Annotated in this window: 11 protein-coding genes and 1 tRNA gene; 8 read left to right on the plus strand and 4 right to left on the minus strand. The window is 58.4% G+C overall.

Going from position 1 to position 14,235, the window contains the following annotated elements; translation table 11 throughout:
- Nucleotides 1-76, minus strand: a tRNA-Ser gene (locus VFQ24_17050).
- A 291-nt stretch (nucleotides 77-367) separates the two neighbouring features.
- Nucleotides 368-2,131 carry a family 20 glycosylhydrolase gene (locus VFQ24_17055; protein ID HET9180065.1) on the minus strand — a complete coding sequence of 588 codons (1,764 nt, stop codon included), beginning with the start codon at nucleotides 2,129-2,131 and terminating at the stop codon, nucleotides 368-370.
- A gap of 244 nt (nucleotides 2,132-2,375) precedes the next feature.
- Between VFQ24_17055 and VFQ24_17060 the strand changes: the two genes are divergently transcribed.
- Nucleotides 2,376-3,035 carry a peroxiredoxin gene (locus VFQ24_17060; GenBank protein HET9180066.1) on the plus strand — a complete coding sequence of 220 codons (660 nt, stop codon included), beginning with the start codon at nucleotides 2,376-2,378 and terminating at the stop codon, nucleotides 3,033-3,035.
- Nucleotides 3,036-3,180: 145 nt separating this feature from the next.
- On the opposite strand, the gene VFQ24_17065 is transcribed toward VFQ24_17060, so the two are convergent.
- Nucleotides 3,181-3,693 (minus strand): prepilin-type N-terminal cleavage/methylation domain-containing protein, encoded by a 513-nt coding sequence (locus VFQ24_17065; protein HET9180067.1) that lies wholly within the window; start codon nucleotides 3,691-3,693, stop codon nucleotides 3,181-3,183.
- 510 nt (nucleotides 3,694-4,203) lie between these two features.
- Here VFQ24_17065 and VFQ24_17070 point away from each other — a divergent pair.
- Complete coding sequence (locus VFQ24_17070) at nucleotides 4,204-5,937, plus strand: OmpA family protein (GenBank protein ID HET9180068.1); 1,734 nt, start codon at nucleotides 4,204-4,206, stop codon at nucleotides 5,935-5,937.
- Between the two features lie 120 nt (nucleotides 5,938-6,057).
- Here the strand turns inward: VFQ24_17070 and VFQ24_17075 are convergent, their stop codons facing one another.
- Nucleotides 6,058-6,387, minus strand: a complete 330-nt coding sequence (locus VFQ24_17075; protein ID HET9180069.1) for a hypothetical protein — start codon at nucleotides 6,385-6,387, stop codon at nucleotides 6,058-6,060.
- A gap of 226 nt (nucleotides 6,388-6,613) precedes the next feature.
- Here VFQ24_17075 and VFQ24_17080 point away from each other — a divergent pair, with 226 nt between their 5' ends.
- The 6 genes from VFQ24_17080 to VFQ24_17105 all read left to right on the plus strand — a co-directional run.
- Nucleotides 6,614-7,258 (plus strand): YbhB/YbcL family Raf kinase inhibitor-like protein, encoded by a 645-nt coding sequence (locus VFQ24_17080; GenBank protein ID HET9180070.1) that lies wholly within the window; start codon nucleotides 6,614-6,616, stop codon nucleotides 7,256-7,258.
- 233 nt (nucleotides 7,259-7,491) lie between these two features.
- A complete protein-coding gene (locus tag VFQ24_17085) occupies nucleotides 7,492-7,917 on the plus strand; it encodes a hypothetical protein (GenBank protein HET9180071.1) in 426 nt (141 codons plus the stop codon).
- 404 nt (nucleotides 7,918-8,321) lie between these two features.
- Nucleotides 8,322-10,703 (plus strand): 3-hydroxyacyl-CoA dehydrogenase/enoyl-CoA hydratase family protein, encoded by a 2,382-nt coding sequence (locus tag VFQ24_17090; protein ID HET9180072.1) that lies wholly within the window; start codon nucleotides 8,322-8,324, stop codon nucleotides 10,701-10,703.
- A gap of 99 nt (nucleotides 10,704-10,802) precedes the next feature.
- On the plus strand, nucleotides 10,803-11,453 hold the full coding sequence (locus tag VFQ24_17095; GenBank protein ID HET9180073.1) for a DUF1326 domain-containing protein: 651 nt from the start codon (nucleotides 10,803-10,805) through the stop codon (nucleotides 11,451-11,453).
- Between the two features lie 51 nt (nucleotides 11,454-11,504).
- Complete coding sequence (locus VFQ24_17100; protein ID HET9180074.1) at nucleotides 11,505-12,686, plus strand: acetyl-CoA C-acyltransferase; 1,182 nt, start codon at nucleotides 11,505-11,507, stop codon at nucleotides 12,684-12,686.
- Nucleotides 12,687-12,831: 145 nt separating this feature from the next.
- Nucleotides 12,832-14,235 (plus strand): acyl-CoA dehydrogenase family protein (locus VFQ24_17105; GenBank protein HET9180075.1); only part of this gene is annotated, 1,404 nt, incomplete at its 3' end.

Below are 14,235 nucleotides of genomic sequence, written 5' to 3' on the forward strand. Positions count from 1 at the left end.
GCAGGGATTTGAACCCTGGGTACAGGTTTTCGCCCGTACAACGGTTTAGCAAACCGCCGCCTTAAGCCACTCGGCCACCTCTCCGGCGATTGAGCGTTAATTCTAACCCGCGGCGCCCGCCCATGGCTAGTCTAAAACCACCGTGCCGTTGAGACGTGCGAACCGAAAAGCAGCGCGGGACGCGAGTGGAGCAATGCGCTCTGCGCCACGCTTCAGGCGGTTCGCGCCTTTGTTTACCGCATTTCTAACAAGCCGTGATATATCCCGCAGAGAACGTGCAGCGGCGGGCTTACCCCGCCATTAGGTCAATGCTTTCGACATGGGCTGGCGGCGTAAAGCCGCTGATACAGCTTTTTTAACGTACTGCCTAAGATGCTGTGAGCAGCCGGGCGAACCGGTCTGAGTTCTGTGCCAGTTGCTGCGAGAAAGTTGCAGCCAGGCTGAATGTGTAGAGCAACTGGTCGCCAGGCCGGAGGTCGAATACCGGTCCGGTTTTCGCAGCCGCATCGCTGGCGCGGCCCTTATTCCAGGAAGCCTCCATTTTCTCGAGTAGCTGCTGATCGCGTTCGGCGATCGTTCGGATGAGGCCCACGGACGATTCAGGCGTCCGCCCGGGCTTTGCGGCTTCCTCAACCAGGACCGTGATCCGCCAGAAAACGTGCTCCATATACTCGATGGAAAGCCTGAAGGTGCGGAAGTCGTCCAGGTTATCGCGCACCTGGGCTTCGCTGAAGACAAGCTGGCTGAGCAGCCGCCGGAAGGGCGGCGCGTTGAGCATGCCGGAATTTGCGGCCGTCTTCAGTTCGTCCTCGCTTCTCCAGGGAACCGGCAGCACGGGCCGCATCCAGCGCGGCGAGCAGGACTCCCGGTTGGGCGTGATTTTATAAAGGGTCGTAAAAATGTCGGACCAGTTGTCGTTCCATTCCGAGCGGTAGTGTTTTTCCACAAAGCGCCGGAAAGCCGAGGCGCGCGCTGCGGCGCTGCCCTCATTCAAAGCGACCCCGGTGTATGCGAAGGTGTCCCACATCGAGCCCTGGACGTAGCGCGAGGGCACCCAGTTGGTGGCAATCACCCCCAGCGCGCGGTCGCTCTCAATGCGGCTGTAGGCGTCCGCGAAGGCATCAATGTTGCGCAGGGCATTCGCGCCGGCCCGCAATCCCCACCGGCAAGAAATGATGGATGGAGCGCCGATCACCCTCAGCCCCGCATCGACCACCTTGCGCGCCGCCTGCTCCAGCGGCCTGGAATCGGTGACGTAGTATTGCCAGTCCATAACAATGATGTCCTTGTTGAGGCGCGGCAGAACGCCTGGCTGCTTGTGCAGGACGAAGTCGCCCCAGACGATCAGTTCCTTTCCCAGCCCGTGCGTAATCTCATCAAGCGAATTCACGTACTCGGCCCAGATTTCGTCGCGGGGTTTCTTCTTCAGCGCCTCGCGTGATAACTCAGATCCACCCCAATTGACCTCATCGCAACCGCCGTGGAAATATCCCGACGGAAAAACTTCCGCAACTTCGCGATAAAGATCAGAGAACAGCTTCAGAGTTTCCGGGGCCACCGGAGTGACGGCGGAAAAGTTGCTGCGTCCTCCTTCGATCGCGTCCTGCAAGTGGGCGTACTGCGGAACGCCAGTGATAAACCGCGTGTGGCCGAAGGATTCGATTTCCGGGATCAGTTCCACGCCGCGCTGGCGGGCGTAATCGGCGAGTTCCCGCGCCTGATCAGGGGTGAGGGCGTTCTTGTGAGTGATGAGTTCAGGATGGCTTTTGAAGCGGAAGGCGCAGCCCTGGTCGTCTGCCAGGGATATGAGGTAGGCGTTCATGTTCCATTCGCAGCAGAAATCGATAGCGCGCCGGTAGTAGGAAGGATCTTCCGGAACGCGCCCTGCATCGGCCATCAATCCGCGCAGCACGCCGGCCCCTTTTTTCGTGCCGGAGGAATGGCCTTGTGCGGAAGCTTCTGGAGGCTGGCCGTTCTGCTCCGGAGTTCCTCGAGAGGCGCTGCCCGCCATCGGCGATCCATTGGCGAACTGCTCCGCCAGCAACGACGAGCCGGCCAGGCCGGCGATGCCGGTGGCAAGAAAATCCCGTCGAGACTTCTTCCCTGCATTGCTTGAATTGTGGCTGTTCAAAATTTCCTCCCTGGTGAAGGCATCTTAACCCAGCCGCGAGAACGGAGAGCTAACTATTATAGCGACGAGTTCCCTGTCGAATTAGGCCGGCGGCCAACCGCGACTTGATTGCCGATCCACTGACGTCCTGTCAGCGGTTTCGTTATGGAAACGGAGAATCCGCTTGACACAAAGAATCTGCAACACCTAGACTTTTTATTGGCGGATTTTTCCGAAAAATCACACTTTACGTAAGGAGCATACGATGTCACTACGCCTCAATGACACGGCCCCGGATTTCACCGCTGAAACCACGCAGGGAACCATCAGGTTCCACGAATGGATCGGCGATGGCTGGGCCATCCTGTTTTCCCATCCGAAAGACTTTACTCCGGTGTGTACCACCGAACTGGGGTATATGGCGGGCATGCAATCGGACTTTGCAAAGCGCAATTGCAAGATCATTGGCCTCAGCGTGGATCCCGTGGCGAGCCATAAAAAATGGGAAGTCGATATTGAAGAGACGCAGGGACACAAAGTGAATTATCCCATCATCGGCGACCCGGAACTCAAGATCGCCAAGCTTTACGACATGCTGCCTGCAGATGCCGGTGAGACCTCTGAGGGCCGCACCCCGGCCACCAATCAGACCGTCCGCACGGTGTTTGTGATCGGTCCGGACAAGAAGATCAAGCTGATGCTCACTTACCCCATGAGCACCGGCCGCAACTTCGACGAGGTGATGCGCGTGCTGGACTCGATACAGCTCACCACCAGGCACAAGGTTTCTACCCCCGTGAACTGGAAGCAAGGCGGTGAGGTCATTCTGTCCGGCGCGGTGTCAGACGAAGAAGCGAAAAAGCTTTATCCTGGCGGGTGGAAGGCGCCCCGGCCCTACATGCGCATCGTTCCTCAACCCAAGTAGTTTTACCGGGAAGGAAGTCTACCGCGCTGCGGTTCTTGAAAAATGAACTCAAGGCGCGGGAGACTTCCCTCGATGCCCTCTTTCCCCAATGTATGGTCCCCCGTATTAATGAAGGAAACTTCTCAGGCAGGCTGCTGTCGGCGGCTCATCCCGCCAGAGGTGAATCTGCCGCGCTGGCCTGCGCGCTGGAATTCTGCCGCACGACTCCCGTCTGGTCCACAAAGTAAGAATTCAAGCCGGTGGTCCCTCGCGTGGTGGGATCTGCGTTGATGGTAAAGGAAAGAATCCGGCCGTTGACGGAAACGCCCGGCGAGTAAGTAAACAGATAGCCGCTCTTTGTGGACGTCATGGATGTTGCTCCTCCGGCCGCAGTTCCGGACAGCACATTATCGACCATCGCCGCGTGGGTGGCGTCCTCGAGTGAACCGGAGGATGGAGGTCCCAGATGTCCCAGCGTGGCCGTATAACCCGCATTGTAGGTGGACGAGTATGTTAACTCGGCGGTGCTGAGCGCCCGGAGAGACTCCACCGCAGAAGTCTGATTGGCCGCCACGCGCGAGCGCAGAAAATTGGGAATGGCAATGGCGGCGATAATCAGAATGATGGCAACAACAATCAGCAGTTCGATCAGTGAAAAGCCTTCCGACTCGGTTCTCATTGCCACACCTTGCGAGCTGGAGCCATTGGACGAGCAGGAATCTGACGTCTCGTTTCAGCCCGGGCTGTGGACGCCGCGTGTATCATATCGGGCGCCCATGAGGAGAACTTTACCGCCCGGCCTGTCGCGATAGAGCTCCGGACGAACTGGCGACATTTTGCCGCATCGGGCGACTGAACCTGCCTGCATTTCCCGTTTCGTGTCAGAAACTGTGAAGCTGCGGCGACGATTTGTGCCAATCGGCGAATGAAAGCCCGCACCTTCCATCTCATAGTGATTGAGGACTAGACGCAGTGACCCCGGTGGGTGAATTGGCGCAAAGGCTCCTGAGGAGTTTATATCCATCAGGGAATCCCTTTCGGTTACTCATTTCTTTTGTTTGACATATCTCATGGTTTGACATATTGTTGAAACGTAGTCTAGTTTGCGGCCCTGTAGTTAGGCTAGGTTCTCAGTGCAAATAACGCGGATTGCCTGGGGATATTTCAACGTTTTACGGAGGTTGACTCGATGAAACCGCGACGCAAATTTTCTCTGGCGACCGGAATCCTGCTTGCAATATTGTTCGCTGTAGCCGCCCCTGCGTTCCCGAAAAAGGGGCAGGCGAAACTGCGAATTGAAGTTAAACCGAGGCAGGCCTATGTTTTTCTAGACGGCGCCGCTATCAAAGAAGGCAACTGCCTTTTTGATCATTTCTGCACCATCTGGGTTGATCCCGGTGAGCACACCGTCACGGTCCGCAATTACGGCTATGCTCCGCAGTCAAAGAAGGTGAACCTTGAAGCGGGCAAGGCTACCAAGCTGGAGTTCACTTTGAACCCTGAAGGCGGCCCGGTGTCCGGCCCATGGGGAAGAATTCAGATCGAAGGACCGCCTCACGCCGCCGTGCTGCTGAATGGTAAAGATCCGGATTTCTTTGTCGGCCATGTGGACGAATTTGATAACGGATTCATCTGGCAGCAGAGGCTGCTTGTCCATCCGGGAACCTACCAGGTGACGGTGACGTGGTTCGGCAAGGACATCTGGTCCGGCCCTGTTACCGTACAAGCCAACGAAAAAGTGGTGGTGAAAGTAAAACAGAACGGGGCGACGAAAACCCATCCCGCGAAGTCACTTGCGAAATTGACCTCGCCGCTGCCTCGCTTCAAGGCGGGCATGTCCACCACGACTGTTGCCGTTGCCCCGACAAAAGGCGAGTTTTCCGCCAATCCCACCAGCATCAAATGCAGCCAGTCCAGCGAGCTTACGTGGTCTTCATCTGATGCCGTTGAAAATACCATCAGCGGAATCGGCAAGGTCGGGCCCAACGGTAATCAGAGTGTGACGCCCAAACAGACCACGACGTATGACTTTACAGCCGCCGGACCTGGGGGAATTGTCAAACAGAGCGCCACCGTCAACGTCGATACCTCGGTCCAGGCTTCCCTCACCATGAGCCCCTCCGAGGTCCGCTACCATAAGGTGGGGGACCAGGTGGTTGAGCAGGGATCGTCTACTCTTTCCTGGTCCAGCACCAACGCTCAGGCCGTTTCCATCGATCCCTTTGGCACCGTGGACGCCAGCGGCAGCAGAACGATTACGCCGACGCCGAAGCAGACCGGCTTCGGCCCTGTGGATGAGACGGACACCTACACCCTGCACGCCACTAATGACTGCGGCGGATCAGCAACGCAGACGGCCACCTTGCACATTGTGGGTCTCATCGAGCGCGCCCATGTGAAGGTTGAACTGACCAGCGTCTTTTTCCCGACGAACTGGCCCAATCGGCACCACAGGGACAATGGCCTGTTGCGCAGCCAGAAAGACGTTCTGGATAAGCTGGCCCAGACCTTCATTGATCATCACCAGGCCGAGCCCGATTCACGGCTGGTGCTTGAGGCCCATGCTGACCGGCGCGGCACCACGCGCTACAACCAGTCGCTTTCTGAATGGCGCGCGGACATCGTGAAGAATTACCTCGTCAGCAAGGGTGTTCCGGCAGACCTGATCGATGTCAAGGCCTTCGGCAAGACGCAGAACCTCAGCCAGGACGAAGTCAAACAGCTTGAGGGTGAGAACCCGAACAAGCCAGCCAACGTGCGCCACTGGATTGACGAAGTGCTGGCCCACAACCGCCGGGTTGATACGGTCCTGATGCCGGACAACCTGCGGTCCACGCCGACGTACCCGTATAACGCGCCCGATGTGACCATCATTCACATGAGGCAAATGCCTTCGCTCAGCAGGATCAAGAAAGCTGAATAGCGAGAGGACACGTTAGAAAGCAACTGTGCCCTGCCGTTCTTTGGAGCGGCAGGGCACTCTGTTTTTCACGGGAGAGCCAGCGCATTGCGCGGACCGGGAGAAAGTTCTTTCTCGCCGTATTTAGGGGATGGTAATGCAACCCTTCCCCAGGCCGGAAGCCTGCCCTTTTGATTCCGATCTTCGCCCCGTTTTCCACGCTCCGCTCCGGTCGACGGACTTGCGCTCGAATACGGGGATGATGAGAACCAGGATCAGACCCAGTAACAGAACAAAAAGCTCGGCGGTTTTCGTGCCGACTGCCCAGCGGCCGGCGTGATGATGGATGGCTGTCCACCAATCGCCGCAGGCAATATAAAAGCCGATCATCAGCATGACTGCTCCACCCAGATAGAGCGCCACAAAGGTACACCAGAGGACAACAGCCGAAAGTTTCTTGCGTATACGCGCCATTCGCAGCGTGCCTTCCTTCGTCGCACTTGCCGCGCATCTGCACGGGGCCGGATTCGCCGCGGCCTGTTGCAAATACCGCATCCAGACTCTAATCGTTTTTCGTCACCTCATCGCTGGAACTTGAGATGTTTCCGCGTCGGCAGACGTGCCATCAGAAGCGTTATGTGGTATAGGTGTTGAAAGAGCCGTGCTTCGCTAATGCCGGGGACGAAAGGAGGAAAAGGCGATGCCTCTGTTCCATGGAAGCCTCGCGGCCCAGGTTGCGCGTAACCTTCCTCGCGCGACCCGCCGCATAAGGAAGTGCGCGCCTGGACCGACCGGCGCGTTCCTGCTCGCGCTCCTGATGGTAACGGCCGCTTCCTGCGGAAATTCCTCGTTGCAGTCCGCGCAAAGGCCGGACCCTTCACCGTCGGGATTTCGAATCGAGAGCGCCGCCTTCAAGCAAGGCGCCTTCATTCCGCCGCGCTTCAGTTGCAGTGGTGAAAATGTTTCACCCCCGCTCAAGTGGACGGATCCTCCAGCGGGGGCGCGCAGCTTCGCGCTGATTGTCGATGATCCCGACGCGCCAGCCGGCACCTGGACACACTGGGTGGTTTTCAACCTTCCCGCGCAATCGCGGGCATTGGACGAAAACGCTCCAAAGCAGGACAAACTGTCGAACGGAGCTCTTCAGGGACTGAACAGCTTCGAAAGTGTGGGTTATGGCGGTCCGTGTCCGCCGCCCGGCAAAGCGCACCGCTACTTCTTCCGGCTCTACGCGCTGAATACCGTGCTCAGCGTGCAACCCCGAGCCGACAGGGAAGATGTCCTTTCCGCGCTGAAGGGACACACAGTGGGAGAAGCCCAATTAATGGGAGTCTTTAAGCGATAAAATTCCCGAATTCCGGGATTAGACAAGACTGGGCGCGAGGTCGGGTGGCGAGGTCCTGTTGCCTTGTTTTTGTAAGGAACCGCCATGCGCCAGGCTTCAGGCGTTGAGATCTCCCGGTACGTCGAAGACCGATATGACCCTCGAGGTATTGAGGGGTTACACAAGATTTAGGGACATTAGCACTGGACAAGCGCAACATTTTGTGTTCCAATAGCGAACGGGGAGGAAAAGCTGTGAGCGATTTCAACTTGGAGCAGTGGACAAAGCTCCACCACTCGATTCCACCCGGAATCAAATTTTTGGAGCACACCTTTACCGGGCCGGCATCATTTCGACTCCGATTGTCGCCCGTATCGCCTGGGATCTATGCGGTCCTGGCGCCGAACCGCTCGGGCGAGGCAGAGTACGAAGTCATCTATTTTGGGGACTGCGATGACTTCTCCCGCCAGGTGGCCAGAACTCACGAGCATTTTCGGGATTGGCTCGAGGAAGCAGGCGGGCTGGAAAACCTCTACGTGGCCTACTACGCGACGCCGTTCCTTTCTGAGGCCCAGCGTCGCGCCATGAAGAATTCCCTGGTTGAGCATTACCACCCCGTTTGTAATGAAAAGGCCGGGAAACATTTTTCCTTTGGCGCTTTGCTCGGCATTGGCCGTTGAGACGGCTACGAGCAGATAGCCATAGTTCTCTTGTCTGCGGGTATAGGTTCAACTTACAGCACGATGGCCCTCGGGGATGAGAGTGGCCTGAGGGGCGAGTGGCGCCTTCAGGGATTAGTGTACGCCCCGAAAGAATACCTATCGCCTGGGTGTCGCCTTCGAATCCCGATACAGCCGTCGCTGCCCGGACCATTGGATCGTTCGATCTGCTCTTCGTGTCAACGGCGGACCCCGCCGCCAGCGAAGCTCCAAGTGCAGCGAGTACGCGTGCGTCGCCTTTGCATTGAAATCTTTTCCTATAGCTGATGCACGGGTCGCCATCAACTCTGCGAGTGCCTTGACCCTTCCTTGCCCTTCTCGCATAATCGGCTGTTATCAACTATCATCACCATCAGGGAGGTTCCGTGCGAGAGATCCACAAGGTTGCTGTGCTGGGAGCGGGAACCATGGGCGCCCGTATTTCCGCCCACCTTGCAAACGCCTCCGTCCCATCCTTGCTGCTCGACATCGTGCCTGATGGTGCAAGTCCAGACGATCCGAAGGCCCGCAACCGCATTGCCCAATCCGGCCTCGACGCCGCGCTGAAATCACGCCCGCCGGCGTTCTTTGTTCCGGAAGCTGCGAGGCTGATCACGATTGGAAATTTCGACGACCATCTCCCGCTCGTTGCTGATTGCGACTGGATTATTGAAGCCGTCAGCGAGGACCGGGAGATCAAGCGCTCGCTCTACCAGAAGTTCCTCCAGCATCGCAAACCTGGTACGATCTTCAGCTCCAATACCTCCGGCATCTCAATCGCGAGCCTGGCCGAGGGCATGCCGGACGACTTCCGCCGCAACTTCCTGGGCACTCACTTCTTCAACCCTCCGCGCTACATGAAACTTCTGGAGTTGATTCCCACCCCTGAAACGGCAAGCGATGTAGTGGAAACCGTCTCCAGATTCGGCGACCGCGTGCTGGGCAAGGGAATCGTTCTGGCGCACGATACGCCCAACTTTATCGGCAACCGCATCGGCGTCTTTTTCACCATTGCCGTTCTTCACCGGATGGCGCAGGACGGCTTCAGCATCGAAGAGATTGACCTGCTGACGGGGCCGGTGATCGGCCTGCCGAAGTCCGCCACCTTCCGCACCACGGACATCGTGGGCCTCGACGTGATGGTACACGTGGTCAAAAATCTGGCGGAGGCGCTTCCCGACGACGAGCGTCGAGATCTATTCGTGCTCCCGGATTTCGTGTGCGACATGCACCGGCGCAAGCTGCTCGGTGACAAAACGGGCGGCGGCTTCTACAAAAAGATCAAGGCGAGCGATGGATCGAGCGAAATCCTGACCATTGACTTGAGAAGCTTTGAGTACGGCAAGCAGCAGAAACCACGGTTTTCTTCGGTGGACATGGCCCGCAGCATTGAGGATACGGGCAAGCGCCTTGCCGCACTGGCGGACTCGTCTGACCGCGTTGGCGATTTCTACCGCAAGGTGCTGGGCGATACTTTCCACTACGCCGCCAGCCGCATCCCGGAAATTTCCGACGATATCCCGTCCGTTGATAACGCTATGAAATGGGGATTTAGCTGGGAACTGGGGCCGTTTGAATTGTGGGACGCGGTGGGAGTGGAAAAAATCGTTGCCCAGTGGAAAAAAGAAAACCGTCCCGCGCCGCCTCTGGTTGAGGAGTTGCTCGCTTCCGGCGCAAAGACCTTTTATACGTCGCGTGATGGAACCCGGCACGCGTTTGACCTTGCGTCAAAGAGATACCAGCCGGTTGAGGTTTCGCCGGGGATTCTGCTGTTGCCGTCGCTGAAGGAGCGGAAGAAGGAAGTGAGAAAAAATCCGGGGGCCAGCATCATCGACCTCGGCGATGGAGTGGCTTGCCTGGAATTTCACTCCAAGATGAACACTATCGGGCCCGACACGGTTGCGATGGTGCATCATGGCTTGCGCGCCCTGAATGACGGATTTGAAGCGCTGGTCGTCGGCAACCAGGCTCCCAACTTTTGCGCAGGCGCAAACCTGATGCTGGTCCTGATGGCGATTCAGGAAGAGGAATGGGATGAAGTCCACCGGATGGTGCGCGAATTCCAGGCCGCTAACATGGCGTTGAAGTACGCTCCCAAGCCCGTAGTCGCGGCTCCGTTCGGCCTGACGCTGGGTGGCGGCGTCGAGGTAGCGCTCCATTGTGCGCGCATCCGTGCGGCTGCGGAAACATACATGGGTCTGGTGGAAACCGGCGTCGGGCTGTTGCCCGCGGGCGGCGGCGCCAAGGAGATGCTGGTCCGCGCGCTCGATGCCGTGCCCCAGGACGAGCACGCCGATCCCTTCACTTACGTCAAGGAAGTATTTCTCAACATCGGCATGGCAAAGGTATCGGCGAGCGCGGAAGATGCGCGCCGGCTTGGCTACCTGGCCGCGCGCGATTCCATCAGCATGAATCGCGACCGGCAGATTGCCGATGCCAAACAACTGGCTCTCGACCTGGTAAGGCTTGGATACCGTCCCGGCGTTCCGCGCGCGGACATTCGCGTGCTCGGGCAAAGCGCCTTCTCGATGATGAAGCTGGGCCTGCACCTGATGCGGCGGGCGGAGCGCATTTCCGATTACGACGTGGTGGTAGGAACGCACATCGCGCGAGTGCTGGCAGGCGGCGAATTCACATCGCCCCAGGCCGTCTCCGAGCAGCACCTGCTGGACCTTGAGCGCGAGGCGTTCGTCAGCCTGTGCGGCCAGAAGAAAACACAGGAGCGCATCCAGTTTATGCTGAAGAAAGGGAAGCCGCTGCGCAACTGAGGTTAGCTGCGCGCCAGCGCGTTTGCTGGCATCCAACTTGAAGGAGAGTTTCCCTCGCCGGGGCGGGGAGATTCCGACATTGAATGGAGGATCGCTCCGATGATAAGAGGCGCCGCAGCGGTCATCGTGCTTGCCTTCCTCGCCGTGATCATCGGCCAGGCTGCAACCAACTCGCAGCAGGACAAGGCGCATTGGGATCTGAAGGGCAACTTTACCGAAGCGTGTTCGTGCCAGGTTCCCTGCACGTGCAATTTCCGCTCCGGCCCCTCGCCGCACCATTTCTGCTGGACCATGTTTTCGCTCGACATTAAGCGCGGGCGCTACGGCAAAGTGAAACTCAACGGGTTGCACCTGGCTGCGGCCCATGCCGACAAAGCCGTCGTCTGGTATATCGATCAACGAGCAACGCCAAAGCAGTTCGCGGCCCTCCAGGCGATTGCCTCGCGGCTGAATTATCACTCCGACCTCCCGACATTCTTTAAGACCGCGCATATCACCCAGGTGGTGACTGAAAAGGGCAATGAGGTTGAGATCGAAGGCCACGGCGGCTTCAAAGCAGATTATGTGATGGGTGGCGACGGCAAGAATCCGATTGTGGTGGAAAACATTACCGCCTGGAACCTGCCTCGATCCATCAAAGGCCGCACGGAATATTTTCGATATTCGGACAGCCACGGGAACAAGCTGGATTTTAAGAACACGAATTCGAACGAAGGTAAGATTGACTGGAATGAAAAGCACGGGCTTTGACTTTGTGCCGGTGCGCCGGGGCAGTGTTTGAATCGACCCAGGGAGGCAGGTATGAAAGAAGCTTTCATCGTTTCAATTGCCCGCACAGCGGTGGGCAAAGCGCCGCGCGGCACGCTCCGCAACACCCGGCCGGACGATCTGGCGGCGGCCGCCATCAGCGAAGCCCTGAGGCGCGTTCCCGGGCTCGAAGCCGCCGAGGTCGAAGACGTGATCCTCGGCTGCGCCATGCCGGAAGCGCAGCAGGGAAACAACGTGGCGCGGATTGCGTCATTGCGCGCGGGGCTGCCAGTTACGTGTTCGGCAATGACCATCAATCGGTTCTGCTCGTCGGGCCTGCAGGCGATTGCGCTGGCGGCGGAGCGTATCCTGGCAGGTCTTGGAGACGTAATCATCGCCGGCGGCGCCGAGAGCATGAGCATGGTGCCGATGGGCGGGTACCACTTTTCTCCGAACCCCTACCTGGTGGACCACTATCCGGACACTTACCTCAGCATGGGCCTGACGGCGGAAAACCTTGCCCGCAAATATCAGATCACTCGCGAGCAGCAGGACGCATTTGCCCTGCGCAGCCACCAGCGGGCGATTGCGGCCATCGAGGAGGGCCGGTTCAAGCAAGAGATCGCGCCCATGGAGGTGGTGGAGGTTGAAATGAATGGCAACGGCAAGCCGCAGACGCGCACGATCAGCTTTGACACGGACGAAGGCCCGCGCCGCGATACGTCGCCTGGGGCCCTGGCAAAGTTGAAGCCCGCCTTTCACGCCGCAGGGACTGTGACCGCCGGAAATGCTTCGCAAATGAGCGACGGCGCCGCCGCGGCCGTGGTGATGTCCGCCGAAAAGGCGAAGGCGGTTGGCGCGAAACCGCTGGCGCGCTTTGTGAGTTATGCCACCGCGGGCACGCTGCCGGAGGAGATGGGCCTCGGGCCGGTCTTTGCCATTCCCAAGGCGTTGAAGTTTGCGGGCCTCAAGCTTCAGGAGATCGGACTCATTGAGCTGAACGAAGCTTTTGCAGTGCAGGCGCTGGCGGTCATGCGCGAGGCCGGCCTTGATCCGGAGATTACCAACGTCAACGGTGGCGCCGTGGCGCTGGGGCATCCGCTCGGCTGCACGGGCGCCAAGCTTACGGCCACGCTGCTGGGCGAGATGAAACGCCGGAAGTCGCGCTACGGCATGGCGACCATGTGCATCGGCGGCGGCATGGGCGCAGCCGGAATTTTTGAAAATCTGGACTAGATTTCCTAGTTGGCTGGGTATTTTTTCAGGACGATATGGCCCCTATGGGAGACGAAGCTTTGTTGCGACTGAACAAGCAGGCCGAGACGATCGTTCAACCAGCCTTTCGGGGACTACTCCGGCTACAGATCACGAGGTGGGTCCCATGACCACGGTCGGAACAAAACAGCGGATCAAGGGCGGCAGTTTTCTCATCGAGCAACGCATGCCGGAAGAGGTTTTTACGCCCGAAGATGTAACGGACCAGCACCGGTTGATCGGCCAGACGGCGGAAGAGTTCATGCAGGAGGAAATCGTGCCGCGCGTGCGGCAGATCGAAGGAAAAGACACGGCGCTGCTCCGAGAACTTCTCAAAAAGGCCGCGGAGATCGGATTGTCCGCCACCGACATTCCCGAGAAGTACGGTGGTCTCGAACTCGACAAAATTTCGTCCATCGTCGTTGCCGAAAAGACCGCCCGCAACGGTTCGTGGACGGCAACCATCGGCGCGCAGGCCGGAATCGGTGTTCTGCCCATTGCTTACTTCGGTACAGAACAGCAAAAAGAAAAATACGTTCCGCGCCTTGCCCGCGCCGAGTGGGTGGGCGCTTACGCGCTGAGCGAAGAAGGCTCGGCTTCGGATGCGCTGAATTGCAAAACGCGGGCCACGCTCAGCGCCGATGGCCAGCATTACATCCTGAACGGCTCGAAGATGTGGATCACCAACGGCGGTATCGCCGACGTTTTCATTGTGTTTGCAAAAGTGGACGGCGAGAGATTTACGGCATTCATTGTTGAGCGTGCTTTTCCGGGCGTTTCGCCGGGCGCCGAAGAACACAAGATGGGCATTCGCGGCTCATCCACCACACCCGTTAATTTTGAGAACGTGCCGGTGCCGGTGGAAAACGTTCTGGGCGAAGTGGGCAAGGGCCATCTGATTGCCTTCAACATCCTCAATGTGGGCCGGCTGAAACTGGGCGCCGGATGCGTGGGCGCTGCAAAATTACTGATTGCAGAGTCCGTGAACTGGGCCCGGCAGCGGGAAGCATTCGGGCGAAAGATTTCCGAATTCGGGTTGATCAAAGAGAAGCTGGGAGAGATGGTTGCCCTTACCTACGCGGCAGAAAGCCTGTCGTACCGGACGGGCGGCCTCATCGACCAGAGGCTCGAGGGAGTCGATCTGGGCGCCCCTGACGCGACTGGACAAATTCTTGAGGCGCTTCGGGAATACGCCGTCGAGTGTTCAATCCTGAAGGTCGTGGGGACAGAAACTCTGGATTGGATTGTTGACGAGGCCGTGCAGATTTTTGGCGGCTACGGCTTTTCCAGTGACTACGAAGTTGAGCGGGCGTATCGCGACCAGCGCGTGAACCGGATCTTCGAGGGAACCAACGAGATAAACCGTCTGCTGATCACCGATATGCTGCTGAAGCGTTCGATGAAGGGCGAACTTGGATTGATTTCCGCAGCGCAGAAACTTATGAACGAGATTCTCGGCACGCCTTCAGGCGAGAGTCGGGAATGGGAGGAGCCTCTCGGTGACGCTGCAGCCATTCTCGAAGGTGCAAGG

The sequence above is a fragment of the Terriglobia bacterium genome, from assembly GCA_035712365.1.
Lineage (GTDB): Bacteria > Acidobacteriota > Terriglobia > UBA7540 > UBA7540 > SCRD01.

What these genes read in the sequence shown, in the direction of transcription:
- VFQ24_17100 (HET9180074.1), top strand. Translation starts at nt 11,505, where the DNA reads ATGAAAGAAGCTTTCATCGTTTCAATTGCCCGCACAGCGGTGGGCAAA.
- VFQ24_17075 (HET9180069.1), bottom strand. Translation starts at nt 6,387, where the DNA reads ATGGCGCGTATACGCAAGAAACTTTCGGCTGTTGTCCTCTGGTGTACC.
- VFQ24_17070 (HET9180068.1), top strand. Translation starts at nt 4,204, where the DNA reads ATGAAACCGCGACGCAAATTTTCTCTGGCGACCGGAATCCTGCTTGCA.
- VFQ24_17095 (HET9180073.1), top strand. Translation starts at nt 10,803, where the DNA reads ATGATAAGAGGCGCCGCAGCGGTCATCGTGCTTGCCTTCCTCGCCGTG.
- VFQ24_17065 (HET9180067.1), bottom strand. Translation starts at nt 3,693, where the DNA reads ATGAGAACCGAGTCGGAAGGCTTTTCACTGATCGAACTGCTGATTGTT.
- VFQ24_17080 (HET9180070.1), top strand. Translation starts at nt 6,614, where the DNA reads ATGCCTCTGTTCCATGGAAGCCTCGCGGCCCAGGTTGCGCGTAACCTT.
- VFQ24_17060 (HET9180066.1), top strand. Translation starts at nt 2,376, where the DNA reads ATGTCACTACGCCTCAATGACACGGCCCCGGATTTCACCGCTGAAACC.